The 15,472-nt window shown below is 60.0% G+C and carries 15 protein-coding genes; 14 read left to right on the top strand and 1 reads right to left on the bottom strand.

Annotation, left to right across the window (positions count from 1 at the left end; all coding sequences use genetic code 11):
* Positions 1-166 precede the first annotated feature (166 nt).
* The 13 genes from LVD11_RS13290 to LVD11_RS13230 all read left to right on the top strand — a co-directional run bounded on the left by LVD11_RS13290 (position 167) and on the right by LVD11_RS13230 (position 12,814).
* Positions 167-961: a ParA family protein gene (locus LVD11_RS13290; protein WP_237059809.1), complete on the top strand. Its 795-nt coding sequence runs from the start codon at positions 167-169 to the stop codon at positions 959-961.
* A gap of 17 nt (positions 962-978) precedes the next feature.
* Complete coding sequence (locus tag LVD11_RS13285; RefSeq protein ID WP_237059807.1) at positions 979-1,878, top strand: ParB/RepB/Spo0J family partition protein; 900 nt, start codon at positions 979-981, stop codon at positions 1,876-1,878.
* A 214-nt stretch (positions 1,879-2,092) separates the two neighbouring features.
* Positions 2,093-2,455: an ATP synthase subunit I gene (locus LVD11_RS13280; RefSeq protein ID WP_237059806.1), complete on the top strand. Its 363-nt coding sequence runs from the start codon at positions 2,093-2,095 to the stop codon at positions 2,453-2,455.
* 43 nt (positions 2,456-2,498) lie between these two features.
* Positions 2,499-3,425 carry a F0F1 ATP synthase subunit A gene (gene atpB, locus LVD11_RS13275; protein WP_237059805.1) on the top strand — a complete coding sequence of 309 codons (927 nt, stop codon included), beginning with the start codon at positions 2,499-2,501 and terminating at the stop codon, positions 3,423-3,425.
* Positions 3,426-3,496: 71 nt separating this feature from the next.
* Positions 3,497-3,745: a F0F1 ATP synthase subunit C gene (atpE, locus tag LVD11_RS13270; protein WP_067084854.1), complete on the top strand. Its 249-nt coding sequence runs from the start codon at positions 3,497-3,499 to the stop codon at positions 3,743-3,745.
* A 69-nt stretch (positions 3,746-3,814) separates the two neighbouring features.
* Positions 3,815-4,285 carry a F0F1 ATP synthase subunit B gene (locus LVD11_RS13265; protein ID WP_237059804.1) on the top strand — a complete coding sequence of 157 codons (471 nt, stop codon included), beginning with the start codon at positions 3,815-3,817 and terminating at the stop codon, positions 4,283-4,285.
* A gap of 12 nt (positions 4,286-4,297) precedes the next feature.
* Complete coding sequence (locus LVD11_RS13260; RefSeq protein WP_237059803.1) at positions 4,298-4,834, top strand: F0F1 ATP synthase subunit delta; 537 nt, start codon at positions 4,298-4,300, stop codon at positions 4,832-4,834.
* Positions 4,835-4,885: 51 nt separating this feature from the next.
* Positions 4,886-6,430 (top strand): F0F1 ATP synthase subunit alpha, encoded by a 1,545-nt coding sequence (gene atpA, locus LVD11_RS13255; protein ID WP_237059802.1) that lies wholly within the window; start codon positions 4,886-4,888, stop codon positions 6,428-6,430.
* Positions 6,431-6,513: 83 nt separating this feature from the next.
* Positions 6,514-7,374, top strand: a complete 861-nt coding sequence (gene atpG / locus LVD11_RS13250) for a F0F1 ATP synthase subunit gamma (RefSeq protein ID WP_237059801.1) — start codon at positions 6,514-6,516, stop codon at positions 7,372-7,374.
* 34 nt (positions 7,375-7,408) lie between these two features.
* Positions 7,409-8,821 (top strand): F0F1 ATP synthase subunit beta, encoded by a 1,413-nt coding sequence (gene atpD / locus LVD11_RS13245; RefSeq protein WP_237059800.1) that lies wholly within the window; start codon positions 7,409-7,411, stop codon positions 8,819-8,821.
* 82 nt (positions 8,822-8,903) lie between these two features.
* Complete coding sequence (locus LVD11_RS13240; protein WP_237059799.1) at positions 8,904-9,323, top strand: F0F1 ATP synthase subunit epsilon; 420 nt, start codon at positions 8,904-8,906, stop codon at positions 9,321-9,323.
* A gap of 159 nt (positions 9,324-9,482) precedes the next feature.
* Positions 9,483-11,606 carry a hypothetical protein gene (locus LVD11_RS13235; RefSeq protein WP_237059798.1) on the top strand — a complete coding sequence of 708 codons (2,124 nt, stop codon included), beginning with the start codon at positions 9,483-9,485 and terminating at the stop codon, positions 11,604-11,606.
* 221 nt (positions 11,607-11,827) lie between these two features.
* Positions 11,828-12,814: a patatin-like phospholipase family protein gene (locus LVD11_RS13230; protein WP_237059797.1), complete on the top strand. Its 987-nt coding sequence runs from the start codon at positions 11,828-11,830 to the stop codon at positions 12,812-12,814.
* A gap of 110 nt (positions 12,815-12,924) precedes the next feature.
* Here the strand turns inward: LVD11_RS13230 and LVD11_RS13225 are convergent, their stop codons facing one another.
* On the bottom strand, positions 12,925-14,484 hold the full coding sequence (locus LVD11_RS13225; RefSeq protein WP_237059796.1) for a tetratricopeptide repeat protein: 1,560 nt from the start codon (positions 14,482-14,484) through the stop codon (positions 12,925-12,927).
* Positions 14,485-14,752: 268 nt separating this feature from the next.
* Here LVD11_RS13225 and LVD11_RS13220 point away from each other — a divergent pair, with 268 nt between their 5' ends.
* Positions 14,753-15,382 carry a glutathione S-transferase family protein gene (locus LVD11_RS13220; RefSeq protein ID WP_237059794.1) on the top strand — a complete coding sequence of 210 codons (630 nt, stop codon included), beginning with the start codon at positions 14,753-14,755 and terminating at the stop codon, positions 15,380-15,382.
* Positions 15,383-15,472 lie beyond the last annotated feature (90 nt).

Here is a 15,472-nt window from a genome sequence, read left to right as displayed (position 1 = left end):
GGCGGCCTGGCGACTTTCCCGCGCTGAAAAGAACCAGTTTGAATAACAGAATTCCGAGACCTGCGCGCGCCCCCAGATCGGGCCGTGCCTGCTGACGCCGGCCGTTGCCGTGCGACCCGGGCGACTTCAGGGAGGGCGTCCCCGGGGAGAATAAAGGACAAGAACCTTGAGCAAGATATTTGCCGTAGCCAACCAGAAAGGCGGTGTGGGCAAGACCACCACCTGTGTCAACCTGGCCGCCTCCCTTGTCGCCAGTCGTCGCCGGGTCCTGCTGATCGACCTGGATCCCCAGGGTAATGCCACCATGGGCAGCGGCGTGGACAAGAGCCAGCTATCACTTTCCTCCTACGACGTACTGGCCGGGGACGCGGCCGCCCGGGACGGGGTGGTCCGGACCGAGAGTGGTTTCGACTTGTTGCCGGCCAACGGCGATCTCTCCGCCGCGGAAGTGGAGTTGCTGGATATGGACGGCCGTGAGTCGCGCCTGCGCCGGGCCCTGCGCCCGATCGCGGAGGATTACGACTACATCGTGGTGGATTGCCCCCCCTCCCTGAACATGCTTACGGTGAACGCGCTCTGTGCCGCCAACGGTGTTTTGATCCCGATGCAGTGTGAGTACTACGCGCTGGAGGGGCTGTCAGCCCTGATCGATACCATCACCCAGATCCAGCGCGCCGCCAACCCGGAGTTGAGGATCGAGGGCATCCTGCGCACCATGTACGACCCGCGCAACAGCCTGACCAGCGACGTTTCCGAGCAGCTGTCCGAGTATTTCGGCGAGCGCCTCTACCGCACCTGTATCCCGCGCAACGTGCGCCTGGCCGAGGCGCCAAGTTACGGCAAGCCGGCACTGGATTACGACAAGCACTCCAAGGGAGCGATTGCCTACCTGGCGCTGGCCGGTGAAATGACCCGTCGCCACGCCACCAACCCGAACCGCCCGGTGGCGGAAGCCGTTTAACTTGAGGTAAGAACCATATGGCCACCAGGCGCAAGGGGCTGGGCAAGAACCTGTCCCACCTGATCAGTGGCGAGGCCAGCCAGGCCATCGCCATGGCAACCGGCAGTGAGAGCAAGAACGCCGTCGATGGCGAGCTGCGCGAGCTGCCGATTGAATTCCTGCAGCGCGGCCGCTACCAGCCGCGCCGCGATTTCCCGCAGGAGTCCCTGCAGGAGCTGGCGGACTCCATCCGCGCCCAGGGCATCATGCAGCCGATCGTGGTACGGCCCGTGGGCGAGCAGGCCTACGAGATTATTGCCGGGGAGCGCCGCTGGCGGGCCGCCCAGCTGGCTGAGCTGGACCGGGTGCCGGCGCTGGTGCGTGACGTGCCCGACGAAGCCGCCATCGCCATGGCGCTGATCGAGAATATCCAGCGCGAGGACCTGAACCCGGTCGAGGAAGCGCTGGCCCTGAAGCGACTGCAGGACGAATTCGAGCTGACCCAGCAGCAGGTGGCCGAAGCGGTGGGCAAGTCCCGCACCGCCGTCACCAACCTGTTGCGCCTGCTCAGTCTGACCGAGGATGTACGCACCTTCCTTGAGCGCGGCGACCTGGAGCTGGGCCACGCCAAGACCCTGCTGGGGCTGGCGGGTGAGGCCCAGCGCGCCGCGGCACGCCAGGTGGTGGACAAGGGCCTGACGGTCCGCCAGACCGAGGCGCTGGTGCGCCGGATTGTGCACCAGGCCCAGCATCCCGCGCCGGCCAAGCCGAAGCAGGATCCGAACATCCGCCGGCTTAGCGAGCGGCTGTCGGAAAAGGTGGGAGTGCCGGTCAATATCGATCACAACGAGAAAGGTGTGGGCAAGCTGGTGCTGAAATACAACAGCCTCGATGAGCTGGACGGTATCCTCGCCCACCTGGGGTACCGCGAGGATTGATCTGGTGGTTTCGTGCGCCCCAAAACGGCGCACAATGCCTTTAGGGATAAAAGTTGGTGAATACTCACTGCCTGGGCAATCTGCAACGAAAAAACGCCGAAAATTAAATAAGTTGGCCAGATTTTGCAGTTGAACCGGGAATGGGGTTACTCCTATAATTCGCACGCCCAAATTTTGGGCGGAAAGCGCTAACCTGGTCGGCCAAGTCCCGCCTATGTATAGACCCCCGGTGTTGTTGGTCGCTGCGGTACAGCTGGTGCTGGTATCGCTGGCGGGATCGGTATTGCATTTTTACGGGCGGCCGGTAACGGCGCTGTCGGTTTTTATCGGTGGCGCGCTGTGTGCGCTGCCCAATGCCTATTTTGGCTTCCGCGCCTTCCGCCATCGCGGCGCGCGCGACGCCGACCGGGTGGTAGCTTCGTTCTACCGCGCGGAAACGGGCAAGTTCATCCTGACCCTGGCGGGGTTCGCGGCAGTGTTTGCCGTGGTAAGGCCGCTCGACGCGGCCGCGCTGTTTATCAGCTACAGCTGCTGCATCATTCTGCAGTGGCTGTTGGTGGCGCGTCTGGTCCGCTGACCGGCGCAGAAGACAAATTCAATTGATTGAGTGCTGAGGAACTATGGCAGGCGAAGCTCAAACCGCGACGGATTATATCCAACACCACCTGCAGAACATGGCCTACGGCAAGTTGCCGGCGGGTTACACCCGTGCTGACGGCACCGTTCTGAGCGAGAGCACCTGGACCATGGCTCACTCCTCCCAGGAGGCTGCCGACATGGGCTTCTGGGCCATTCACCTCGACAGCCTGGGTTGGGCAATCGGCCTCGGCCTGCTGTTCAGCTTCCTGTTTGCCCGGGCCGCCAAGAAGGCGACCAGCGGTGTGCCGAGCGGTTTCCAGAGCTTTGTGGAGCTCACCATCGACTTCGTCGACAAGCTGGTAAAAGACACTTTTCAGCACCGCAACAGCATGGTGGCGCCCATGGCGCTGACCATCTTTGTCTGGGTCTTCCTGATGAACCTGATGGACCTGGTGCCGGTAGACTGGCTGCCCATGGCTGCGGCGAAGGCTGCCGGCAATGACCACTTGTTCTTCAAGGTCGTCCCCACTACCGACCTGAACGTTACCCTGGGCATGGCGCTGGCGGTATTTGCGCTGATGATCTTCTTCAGCATCCGGGAGAAAGGCACTGTCGGCTTTATCAAGGAACTGACACTGCACCCCTTCCACTCTGGCAAGTGGTACGTGGATATCTTCCTGATCCCGTTCAACCTGCTGCTGGAACTGGTTTCCCTGATTGCGAAGCCCGTCTCCCTCGGCCTGCGTCTGTTCGGTAACCTGTATGCCGGTGAAATGATCTTTATCCTGATTGCCATCGTCTTCGGTGTCGGGGTACTCGGGTTTATCGGTGCTGCATTCCTGCAGCTGGGCTGGGCGATCTTCCACATTCTGGTGATCACCCTGCAGGCATTCGTATTTATGGTCCTGACCACGGTCTACATGTCCATGGCCCATGACCGCGAGGACGAGCACGCGAACGATCACTGATCGGTTCGCTGTTCGGGCTCGGAGAACTTTTTTCCACAACTCTTAAACTCTCAACTTTGATGGAGAATACAATGGAAGCACTTGGTCTGGTTTACATCGCGAGCGCACTGCTGATTGGTCTGGGCGCACTGGGCACTGCAATTGGTTTCGGTACCCTGGGCGGTAAGCTGCTGGAAGGTTCTGCGCGTCAGCCGGAACAGGCTCCGGCTCTGCAGGGCAAAATGTTCCTGATGGCGGGTCTGCTCGACGCCGTACCGATGATCGGTGTTGGTATCGCCATGTACCTGATCTTCGCTGTCGCTCCTGGTCTGGCTGGTTAATTCCATCGTTCCAATTGCCCTTAACCCCCCCGTTCTTTTTATAAAGAGCAAAGAGCAAGAGGTGTCGGTGTGAATATCAACCTGACTCTAATAGGCCAGTCGATTACATTCCTGGTCTTCGTATGGTTCTGCTGGAAGTATGTATGGCCTGCCCTGCTCGGCGTCATGCAGGAACGCGAGCAGAAGATCGCCACCGGTCTCGAAGAGGCCGAGCGCGCCGGTAAGGATCTGGAGCTGGCTCAGCGCAAGGCCGCTGAACAGCTGAAGGAAGCCAAAGAGCAGGCTGCGGAAATCATCGAAGGTGCCAACAAGCGTGCCAACCAGATCCTCGACGAGGCCAAGCAGGCCGCAGTCGAGGAAGGGGATCGCCTGAAAGCCGCGGCCAAGGCCGAGATCGACCAGGAAGTGAACCGTGCCAAGGAGCAGCTACGCAGCCGCGTTGCCGCCCTGTCTGTGGCCGGTGCGGAGAAGATTCTCTCGGTTAATATCGATGCCAAGGCGCATGACGATCTGATCGACAAACTGGCAGCCGAGCTGTAAGCGAGGAACCCCATGGCGGAACTCAGCACACTGGCCCGGCCTTATGCCAAAGCGGCGTTTGCCTACGCGCAGGAAGCCTCCGATCTCGGTGGGTGGAGTACTGCGCTGGCGACGGCGGCCGCGGTCAGCCAAAGCGAGAAAGTTGGTGAGATGCTGGAAAACCCGCAGCTCACCAGCGAACAACGCGCAGAAAAATTCCTGTCCATCTGTTCAGATGACCTCAGTGACTCCGGCAAGAACTTTATCCGGCTGCTGGCGGAAAACCACCGCCTGCCGCTGTTGCCGGAAATCCACGAGCTGTTTGAAGAGCTCAAGGCACAGGCCGAAGCCTCCCTGGAGGTTGAAGTTGTCTCCGCGCGCCCGCTGAGCGAGGCGCAGGCGCAGCAGCTGACCCAGGCGCTCAGCAAGAAGTTCGGGCGCGAAGTGCATCTGCACGGCTCCGTGGACGAGAGCCTTCTGGGCGGCGCAATCGTGCGCGCCGGCGATACGGTCATCGATGGCACAGTGCGCGGCCGGTTGGCCAAACTCGCCGAGGCGATGAACTCCTAAACAACTTTCCCGGACGTCGTTTCCGGCATTTGGGAACTTGAGGAACAGAGCATGCAGCAACTGAATCCCTCTGAGATCAGTGAAATTATCAAGAGCCGCATCGAGAGTCTCGATGTGGACACACAGGCCCGCACCGAGGGCACCATCGTTTCCGTGTCCGACGGTATTGTCCGTATCCACGGCCTCGCCGACGTGATGTTCGGTGAGATGATCGAATTCGATGGTGGCATTTACGGTATGGCCCTGAACCTGGAGCGCGACTCCGTCGGTGCCGTGATCCTGGGCGACTACAAGTCCCTGGCCGAAGGCCAGAAATGTCGTTGCACCGGCCGCATTCTGGAGACCCCGGTGGGTCCGGAACTGCTGGGCCGCGTGGTCGACGCCCTGGGTAACCCGATCGATGGCAAGGGTCCGCTGAACACCAGCCTGACCGACGCCGTGGAAAAGGTAGCGCCGGGCGTTATCGCCCGCCAGTCCGTTGACCAGCCGGTACAGACTGGCCTGAAGGCGATCGATACCATGATCCCGATCGGCCGCGGCCAGCGCGAGCTGATCATTGGTGACCGTCAGATCGGTAAGACCGCTGTTGCGATCGACACCATCATCAACCAGAAAGGCACCGGCATTAAGTGTATCTATGTTGCCGTGGGCCAGAAGCAGTCCTCTATTGCCAACGTGGTCCGCAAGCTGGAAGAGCACGGTGCCATGGACCACACCATCGTGGTTGCCGCCGGCGCTGCCGATCCGGCCTCGATGCAGTTCCTGGCACCGTACGTGGGCTGCACCATGGGCGAGTACTTCCGTGACCGCGGTGAAGACGCCCTGATCATTTACGACGACCTCACCAAGCAGGCCTGGGCTTACCGCCAGATCTCCCTGCTGCTGAAGCGTCCCCCGGGCCGTGAAGCCTACCCCGGTGACGTTTTCTACCTGCACTCCCGCCTGCTGGAGCGCGCCGCGCGTGTAAACGCCGACTACGTAGAGAAGTTCACCAACGGCGACGTGAAAGGCAAGACCGGCTCTCTGACCGCGCTGCCAATCATCGAGACCCAGGCCGGCGACGTCTCCGCGTTCGTACCGACCAACGTGATCTCCATTACCGACGGCCAGATCTTCCTCGAGGCGGATCTGTTCAACGCCGGTGTCCGCCCCGCCATCAACCCGGGTATCTCCGTATCCCGTGTCGGTGGCTCCGCGCAGACCAAGGTGATCAAGAAACTGTCCGGCGGCATCCGTACCGCACTGGCCCAGTACCGTGAGCTGGCGGCTTTCTCCCAGTTCGCTTCCGACCTGGACGAGGCGACCAAGGCACAGCTGGACCACGGTGAGCGCGTCACCGAGCTGATGAAGCAGAAGCAGTACAGCCCGCTGTCCATCGCGGAAATGGCCGTTTCTGTTTACGCTGCCGACAAGGGTTATCTGAACGACGTTGAAGTCAATAAAGTGCTGGACTTCGAATCCGCCCTGCTCGCTTACATGAACAGCGAACACGCAGAGCTGATGCAGCAAGTGAACAGCACCGGTAAGTACGACGACGAAATCGATGCAGCCTTCAAGGCCGCAATCGAGAAGTTTGTCGCCACCGGTAGCTGGTAAGCACCCTGGAGGCCTGCAGGGGCCGGCCCGGTGAGGGCCCGCTCCTGCGGTTCTGAGAAATCCAGCGAACAAGGTAAATCACTATGGCAGGCGGAAAAGAAGTACGCACAAAAATTGCCAGCATCAAGAGCACGCAGAAAATTACCTCCGCGATGGAAATGGTCGCGGCGAGTAAGATGCGCAAGGCTCAGGATCGCATGGCTCTGGGGCGTCCCTACGCCCAGCGCATACGCGCGGTGATCGGCCACGTCGCCAACGCCTCGGCCGAATACCAGCATATCTACCTGCAGGAGCGCGAGGCCAAGCGGGTGGGTTTTATCCTGGTATCCACTGACCGCGGTCTCTGCGGTGGCCTGAACATCAACATGTTCAAGGCGGCCATCCGCGATATGCAGGCCTGGTCGGAGCGCGGCGTCGACGTCGAGATCTGCGCGGTGGGCAACAAGGCGGCCAGCTTCTTCAACACCATCGGTGGCAAGGTGGTGGCGGCCCTGCGCGATGTGGGTGACAACCCGCAGGCGAACAAGCTGATCGGTTCGGTAAAGGTCATGATGGACCGCTTCGCGGAAGGCGAAATCGACCGTCTGTTCCTCGTGTCCAACGAGTTCGTCAACACCATGTCGCAGAAGCCGCGCGTGGAACAGTTGCTGCCGCTGCCGAAAGAGGATAACGACCAGCTCAAGCATAACTGGGATTACCTGTACGAGCCGGAGCCGGTGGAACTGCTCGACGGACTGCTGGCTCGCTACATCGAGTCACAGGTGTACCAGGCCGTGGTCGAAAACAAGGCCTGCGAGCAGGCGGCGCGCATGATTGCCATGAAGAGCGCCACCGACAACGCCGGCGAGCTGATCGATGCGCTGCAACTTGTTTACAACAAGGCGCGCCAGGCAGCGATTACCCAGGAGCTGTCCGAAATCGTGGGCGGCGCCGCAGCGGTTTAAGCGGCTGAACGAATTTTGATTTGAGGATCCGGAAATGAGTAACGGGCAAATTGTGCAAGTTATCGGAGCGGTAATCGACGTGGAATTCCCGCGCGACTCCGTACCGAAGGTATACGACGCACTCGTGGTAGAGGAAAAGAACCTCACCATGGAAGTGCAGCAGCAGCTGGGCGACGGCGTAGTACGCGCTATCGCCATGGGTTCATCCGAGGGTATTTCCCGCGGCCTGGCCGTGAAGAACACCGGTGCGCCGGTTTCCGTGCCGGTTGGTACCGAAACCCTGGGCCGTATCATGGACGTGCTGGGCAACCCGATCGACGAGTGTGGCCCGATCGGTGGCGAGGGCGCCGATGTGGAGCGTGCTTCCATTCACCGCGCTGCCCCCACTTACGAGGAGCAGTCCAGCTCCACCGACCTGCTGGAAACCGGCATCAAGGTGATCGACCTGGTATGCCCCTTCGCCAAGGGCGGTAAGGTCGGCCTGTTCGGCGGCGCCGGCGTGGGCAAGACCGTGAACATGATGGAGCTCATCAACAACATCGCCACCGAGCACAGCGGCCTGTCCGTATTTGCCGGTGTGGGTGAGCGGACCCGTGAAGGTAACGACTTCTACTACGAGATGCAGGAAGCCGGCGTTGTAAACGTCGAGAACTTCTCTGAGTCCAAGGTAGCGATGGTTTACGGCCAGATGAATGAGCCGCCCGGAAACCGCCTGCGTGTGGCCCTGACCGGCCTGACCATGGCGGAGAAATTCCGTGACGAGGGCCGCGACGTACTGCTGTTCGTCGACAACATCTACCGTTACACCCTGGCCGGTACCGAAGTATCCGCCCTGCTCGGCCGTATGCCGTCTGCGGTAGGTTACCAGCCGACCCTGGCGGAAGAGATGGGCGTTCTGCAGGAGCGTATTACCTCCACCAAGACCGGCTCCATTACTTCCATCCAGGCGGTATACGTACCGGCGGACGACCTTACCGACCCGTCCCCGGCCACTACCTTCGCCCACCTGGACTCCACCGTGGTACTGAGCCGCGATATCGCCGCCAAGGGTATCTACCCGGCAGTGGATCCGCTGGACTCCACCTCCCGCCAGCTGGACCCGCTGGTTATCGGCCAGGAGCACTACGAAGTGGCCCGCGGCGTGCAGTCTGTACTGCAGCGCTACAAGGAGCTGAAGGACATCATCGCCATCCTGGGTATGGACGAGCTGTCTGAAGAGGACAAGCAGACTGTGGCACGCGCCCGTAAGATCGAGCGTTTCCTGTCCCAGCCGTTCCACGTGGCCGAGGTGTTTACCGGTGCGCCGGGTAAATACGTGTCCCTGAAAGAAACCATCCGTGGCTTCCAGGGCATCCTCGACGGCGAGTACGACAACCTGCCGGAACAGGCCTTCTACATGGTCGGCACCATCGACGAAGCGGTCGAGAAAGCCAACAAGGCCAAGTAAGCGCGGAACCCCCACCGCCCTGCCCTATCCGGGCACGGCGGCGGGAATTCGCAAGGCAAACTGCAGAGAATGAGGTAGCCTTATGGCTATGACTGTACATTGCGATATCGTAAGCGCTGAGGAATCCCTGTTCTCCGGACTGGTGGAGATGGTTGTCGTCACCGGTGTCGAGGGCGAACTGGGAATTTCCTATGGTCACGCCCAGCTGCTTACGGCGTTGAAGCCGGGCCCGGTGCGGATCATCAAGCAGGGTGGTGAAGAGGAAGTGCTGTTCGTAAGTGGCGGTTACGCCGAGGTGCAGCCGAACATGATCACCATTCTCGCCGATATCGCCGAGCGGGAAATCGACGAGGAAGCCGCGCAGAAGGCCCGCGAGGAAGCGGCCCACGCCCTGCACCAGGCGCCCTCCGAGGTGGACTATGCCCGCATCTCCGCCCAGCTGGCCGAGGCCGAGGCGCGCCTGCGCACCATGCAGGCCATCCGCAAGGCGGCCGGTAAGTAAAACCAACTTACCGATCAGCCTGTGCAAAAAAGCAGCTTCGGCTGCTTTTTTTGTGCCTTCTGAACGCCCTTGTAACGTGTTCCCAAAACCAAGGGCCCCGCTGTGGTAACTTGGATACGTGGCACATTAAGGAACTCTGCCGTGGGGGCGGCTACCACTATGGACTTTTACAGAATCTCCTTATTCTCACTGATTCTGGTATTGGGAGCTTGTTCTGGCGGGGGAGGATCGTCCTCGGACAACGGCAACGAGGACGTGGCGGATACCGAGGCGCCGACAGCACAAATAGAATTCCCACCGAAGCCCGGCTTATGGAGCGACCAGGAGATCCTGATTATCCGGGGAACATCCGCGGATAACGCTGGAATTGCCAAGGTAGTCGTCAATGGTGTGGAAGCCGAGACTACTGACGGCTTTTTGAACTGGACTGCACCCGTCAGCCTCAAGGCGGGCGGGGCGACGAATATTGAGGTGGTGGTTACCGACACCAGCGGAAACGTCACTTCGAACGCAGCTGAAACCACGGTGAATGCATACGACCGCTTCGACAGTTACCGGTTTTGCGGGCCGGTTGCCTACGACTCCACAGCCAATACAGCCTACACGTTCAGCCCACCATCGGCACTGGATCTCGAAACCGGAATTGAGCAAGCGTTACCGGTGGAACTCGACGATGTCGATGGCGCGACTTTTGATCCAGCCAGTGGCCGTTTCCTCCTGATCCAGAACGATATCCTGTATTCATACGATTCTGGTTTCCATGGGCCCACTGTCGTTTCGCCCGCTCAATCCCCCTCTTTCGGCAGCAATCCGCAGATATCTATTGACGAAGCCACGGGCACTATTTATGTGCTCGAGTGGTGGGCGTCCTACGTTGTCGCTGTGGATCCCGCGACAGGGGCCAGAACCCATATCGGCGGGTGGAAATACGCAGACGGAACCCCTCCCCTTGATGCAAACCCGGGCTTCCGCGTGGTCGGCGGTAGATTCTTTTTTGTAACAGTGGACGCACTTCTTGAGCTCGACCCGTCAACCAGCACAGTCAAGGAATTGTCTGGCCCAAATGTTGGCAGCGGCCCGGAACTGATCCGTGCTGCGGGCCTGGCAGTCGACCTCGTCCAGGGAAGGGCCTATGTGGGGGACGAGTACAACAGGTTACTTGAAATCAACCTTGCCACCGGTGACCGGGAGGTGGCTTCTACCCGGCTGGGCGGCGGCGAGCTAAACAGGGTTTTTGACTGGCTGCGCTATGGCTTCGCTGATACCGGCAGCTCTGTGCTGGTAAATTCCTGCAGTACCGGTCACAGTTTCCTGATTGACAAGGCAACCGGGCAGCGGAAACAGTTAGGTCGCATTATCCGCGGGCAAGGGCCCTCGCCCACCTACCTCAAGGAGCTGGCATACAACAGCGTCACTGGCAACTTGATCGCAATTAACGACATATATGACGAATACAGCCAGTTGATTGCGATACACCGGGATACCGGCGATCGGAAATTCCTGAGCGGCTCCGCCGCAGAACCAGCCCCCGCATCGGACTTTCTGGAGTCCGTCGAGGTAAACCCCGTCGATGGTGCTGTTTTTGCCGTCAGATGGAGTTATACCCAACCGAGTGCAATACTGGCTTTATCCCCGGGACAGGCTGTGTGGGAAGAGTTAACCGACGGCAAAGCCGGCAGCGGCCCGGAGCTCGGATCCTTTACCGCAATCGCGTTCGATTCCCGACGCAATACCCTTCTGGCTACCGGCTTCGTCGTCGATCAAGGGGGCTGTCTGCTAAGGGTTGACCCCACTTCCGGCGATCGTGAAATACTCACGTGTTCAGCAAGCTATGGGACAGAGGGATACTGGGGACACGTCAGCGACCTGGTTGTAGATAGTGCGAATGATCGTGCCTATCTGGCGAATGCGGAAGGTGGCATACTCGCCATCGATCTTGAAACGGGCGGGAAACAACTGCTATCGGGGGACGGCGTCGGCGCGGGTCCTGACTTTATAGAATTGGGACAAATGGCCCTGGATTCCGCTACGGGCTTCCTGCTGGTGGAAAACTACATTGGTAAAAACCCGGACACAGGAAAATCAGACGTCGTCCTGGTTGAAGTTGACCTAATGACCGGCGACCGCACTGACCTGCTCAAGTTAACCCAATTAGAAAATGAGCATGTCACATTCCTCCCCGCCATCGATCGGGATACGGGCACCATCTATCTTGCTTTACCAAATCGTAGTATTGCGGTGCTGGACCGAGAGACACGGCAATACCTCATACTTTCCCAGTAAAAGGTTCACCAGCGAAACCGAGGGGCTGCCCTGCCCCTTGGCTCGTAAGCGGTGACTTCCCTTTGGAAAAAATCAGCAAAGGTTGTTGTTTGGTGATACGACTCGGCTTGCCTGTAAAGACCTGTTTGGGGAGACCAGACGATGGAGAATATATTCCCCCGACACTTATTACGCTGCCCGGCATTGGCGTGGTGGTATGCAATTGACTAAAGGAGTCCGCAATGACCGATTCTTCGAAGCCCTGCGTCGGCATCGCCCTCGGCAGCGGCGCTGCCAAGGGCTTTGCCCATATCGGTGTGCTGAGTGCGCTGGAAGAGATGGGAATTCGCCCCCAGGTGATCGCCGGTTCTTCCATGGGAGCGTTTGTCGGGGCCGCCTGTGCCGCGGGGTGCCTGGATAGACTTGAGAAGTGGGTGAACATGCTGGATAACTGGCGGGTGTTCTCCCTGCTGGATATCAACTGGACATTCAGTGGCGGCCTGATCGGCGGCAAGAAACCCTTCCAGGCCTTCTTCGAGAACTTCGCCTACCAGAATATCGAGGATCTTCCTGTACCTTTTACCGCAGTGGCAACTGACCTGAACAGCGGCCAGGAAATCTGGTTACAGGAAGGCAACCTCAGCGACGCGGTGAGTGCGTCCAGCTCCATTCCCGGGTTGCTGTCCCCGAAACAGGTTGCCGGGCGCTGGCTGGTCGACGGGGCTGTGGTCAACCCCGTGCCGATCGATGTCTGTCGGGCGATGGGAGCAACCTGTGTGATTGCGGTCGATGTGACCGAGGATGGCGCATCTCCGAGGGAACACCGACAGGGTGACGTGGAAACGCTGGCGAGTGACGGGAACGATGGGGAAAGCCCGGAGGGGGAAGTTCTCCAGGAGGAAACCGATGCGGGGGCTACAGGGGGCAAGTCACTTGAAAAGCTGCTGACCCAGGGCCGCGAACAGCTGTCCCAGATCGGTGACCGCTTTACCAGAGGCGCGCCCTATGCCCCGGGCATGCTGGAGACCATGTCGACAGCCATGGAGATCCTGGAGCGGCGTCACAAGCGCTCGCGGCTAGTGGGGTCACCCCCGGACATCATGATTATGCCCAAGGTCGGTGGAATAGGCAGTATGGAGTTTTCCCGTGCCGCCGAGGCTGTCGCAGCAGGCAGGGCGGAAGTGGAGCGCGTCAAAACCTGGATTGAGGATGTAGTGCCGTCAACCTGACGAGCACTGCCCCAGAGCGTTATCAACCCTGTCACGGCAATAACCGGGCCTGCCCTGGCAGGCTCGGTAATCCCGGGAATTGGTCCAGCAGACATAGCGGCCGTGCCTTGTCACGGCCGCTTGCCCACAAACTTCCGTGCCTCGGCAAGCTCCTCCCTGCTGCCGCCATGTTCACCGGCTTGCTCGAGCAGCTCGCGGTAGAATTTTTCCGCCACGGGGGGATCACCGGATTCCGCGGCCGCACTGGCTGCGCCATAGAGACTGTTGAACCGCCCGGCGTTAACCTCCAGTGTTTTTCGGTAGGCCTCGAGCGCCTCTTTTGGTTTACCGGACGCCAGCAGCATATCACCCAGCAATTCCCGTGCAGGAAGCACCGGCCCGGGTGTCACCGGATGTTTGTCCATGGAATCTTCCATGTTCGCCGCTTTGCGCATCAACACCAGCGCTTGACGCTCCTTGCCTGCAGATAGTGCAGACCATGCCTCTACCGCCAGGCGCTGCACCTCCACTTGCTGGGCCCAGTATTTCTCGCCCGCGGCTGCCGTCTGCTCTTGAAGCTCAGCCAGCCTCTTGGCCGACCTCACGGCAGCAGGGGTATCACCACTGCGAGCGGCGCCGATACCCCGGGCAAACTCCACTATGGCTTCGGTCCACGGGTAGTTATCCCAGGGGAAATCCGCGGGCAAGCGGGGATCAAGGGATGCGGCACCCTGCCAGTCGCGCTTTTCCAGCCGATAGCGTGCACGGGCTGCCGAGATACCGTAAGCGGAGGCAAATTCATCCTGGGGAACCGCTGCGGCCCGCACCTCTGCCAGGGTGGCCTTAGCATCATCGTCTCGTCCCTGCTGCAGGTAGGCATAGAGCAGGTAATCGAGTGCATGGTAAAAATGCAGCGAGATCTTACCGTCCGCGGGCTGGCGCCTGGCCGCTGCCGCGGAGCGCTTGTTCCACTCAATGGTGTCGGGCCAGATGCCCAATCGTACAAAAATATGCGAAGGCATGTGCAGTGCATGCGGCACTTCGGGGGCGATCTTGTCATACTCTCGTGCAACATCCAGTGCGCGGTCGGCAAGGGCGGGATTGTCGTAGGCGTGTATCAGGTAGTGATACATGGCCGGGTGGCGGGGCGCCTCGACGCGCAGGCGCTCGAGAAGCTTGCCCGCTTCTTTCTGGCGCATGTATTCCCGGTCCCCCTTTGGCGCAGTGGCCACCAGGGAGAGCGCATACAGTGCACCGGCGTCGACATCATCCGGGTAGCGCTCGAAGAGCTGTTGTTGGGCTTTGCGCCAGGCCTCAAGGTTTTCCCGGTGCCGGTCCTTGTCCCAGTCCCGGTAAAAAGCACTGGCGGCATCAATATATCCCTTCTCCCTTGCTGTACCCGGAGAGAGCGCACCGGCTTTGCGCAAAGCCTCCTGACCACGTGCCAGAGCCTCTGCCGGCGGCGGCGCCCAGAGGGGATGGAAGGCTGTCATAGCGACACCCCAGTATGCCATGGCGCAATCCGGGTCCCTCCGCGCAATATCGGCAAAGAGTTCTTGCGACTGCACGTACATCATGTGGTGCAGTAGGGCCACCGCGCGGTTGAAGTCTGTCTGCACTGACGTTGAGCAGGAGGTCGAAAAACTGACTGTGCCGATGTCCTGCCGCTCGCCCGTGGGTACTGCTGCCATCGCCGAACTCGTTATCACTGAAAGCATGAGGGTGACGGTAAGCAAGAGGGATAAACACTTGCTGTCGAAATGGTTTGCGATCTTCATTTTGGCCAGGCCCCGGTTTTCTTCTCACACAAGTCTAGCCATTTGCTTGAGGCCGATGCCTGGCGCCGGATTAGCTGCGGTGCTGCAAACCTGTCCTCAATACGGCAAGGATCCAATGGAACCGGATCGCCACTGGGGTAAAGTTGGAAACTGAAAAATTGGATCACCAGGGATGAGGGCCATGGCAGCAGCTATCACTTTCTATACCACACCACAATCACGCGGCCGGATTGTTCGCTGGATGCTGGAGGAGATCGGGCAACCCTATACAGTCGAGGTGGTCGATTATGGCGCCGCCATGAAATCTCCCGAATTCCTTGCCATTAACCCCATGGGCAAGGTTCCGACCATCCAGCATGGTGAACATATTGTCACTGAGACCGCGGCGATCTGCGCTTACCTGGCGGAGGCTTTTCCCGCAGCCGGACTGGCGCCGACGGCAGGTGAGCGTGCAAATTATTATCGATGGCTGTTTTTTACTGCGGGCCCACTTGAAGCGGCGCTGACCAATCGCAGCATTTTTGGTGGCGATCCTGCCCCCGAAAAACAGCGCATGGTTGGTTACGGTAACTACAAAATGACACTGGATGCCCTATCTCATGCGGTAAAGGAGAACCCCTTTATCGCCGGGCAGCGGTTTACCGCAGCGGATGTGTATGTCGGTGCCCAGGTGGGCTGGGGGCTGCAGTTCGGGACTATCGAAAAAAGGCAGGAGTTTATCGATTACTTTGCCCGCGTCAGTGATCGCGATGCTTTCCGCCGGGCCACCGAACTGGATGACGCCCTGGCGGCAGAGCCCAGTGGTGCCTGAGCATGCCGGCGCTGTGCCCTGATCGGCACAGCGCCGGCACCTTCCTCTGCGCCAGCCGGCTTGATCTAAGCTATTGGCACCGGTAACCCT

This window comes from Microbulbifer sediminum (genome assembly GCF_021729035.1).
GTDB lineage: Bacteria > Pseudomonadota > Gammaproteobacteria > Pseudomonadales > Cellvibrionaceae > Microbulbifer > Microbulbifer sediminum.
This window is presented reverse-complemented; position numbering and strand designations above follow the sequence as displayed.

What these genes read in the sequence shown, in the direction of transcription:
- LVD11_RS13280 (WP_237059806.1), top strand. Translation starts at nt 2,093, where the DNA reads ATGTATAGACCCCCGGTGTTGTTGGTCGCTGCGGTACAGCTGGTGCTG.
- LVD11_RS13285 (WP_237059807.1), top strand. Translation starts at nt 979, where the DNA reads ATGGCCACCAGGCGCAAGGGGCTGGGCAAGAACCTGTCCCACCTGATC.
- atpG (WP_237059801.1), top strand. Translation starts at nt 6,514, where the DNA reads ATGGCAGGCGGAAAAGAAGTACGCACAAAAATTGCCAGCATCAAGAGC.
- LVD11_RS13260 (WP_237059803.1), top strand. Translation starts at nt 4,298, where the DNA reads ATGGCGGAACTCAGCACACTGGCCCGGCCTTATGCCAAAGCGGCGTTT.
- LVD11_RS13240 (WP_237059799.1), top strand. Translation starts at nt 8,904, where the DNA reads ATGGCTATGACTGTACATTGCGATATCGTAAGCGCTGAGGAATCCCTG.
- atpD (WP_237059800.1), top strand. Translation starts at nt 7,409, where the DNA reads ATGAGTAACGGGCAAATTGTGCAAGTTATCGGAGCGGTAATCGACGTG.
- atpB (WP_237059805.1), top strand. Translation starts at nt 2,499, where the DNA reads ATGGCAGGCGAAGCTCAAACCGCGACGGATTATATCCAACACCACCTG.
- LVD11_RS13225 (WP_237059796.1), bottom strand. Translation starts at nt 14,484, where the DNA reads ATGGCAGCAGTACCCACGGGCGAGCGGCAGGACATCGGCACAGTCAGT.
- atpE (WP_067084854.1), top strand. Translation starts at nt 3,497, where the DNA reads ATGGAAGCACTTGGTCTGGTTTACATCGCGAGCGCACTGCTGATTGGT.
- atpA (WP_237059802.1), top strand. Translation starts at nt 4,886, where the DNA reads ATGCAGCAACTGAATCCCTCTGAGATCAGTGAAATTATCAAGAGCCGC.
- LVD11_RS13220 (WP_237059794.1), top strand. Translation starts at nt 14,753, where the DNA reads ATGGCAGCAGCTATCACTTTCTATACCACACCACAATCACGCGGCCGG.
- LVD11_RS13230 (WP_237059797.1), top strand. Translation starts at nt 11,828, where the DNA reads ATGACCGATTCTTCGAAGCCCTGCGTCGGCATCGCCCTCGGCAGCGGC.
- LVD11_RS13235 (WP_237059798.1), top strand. Translation starts at nt 9,483, where the DNA reads ATGGACTTTTACAGAATCTCCTTATTCTCACTGATTCTGGTATTGGGA.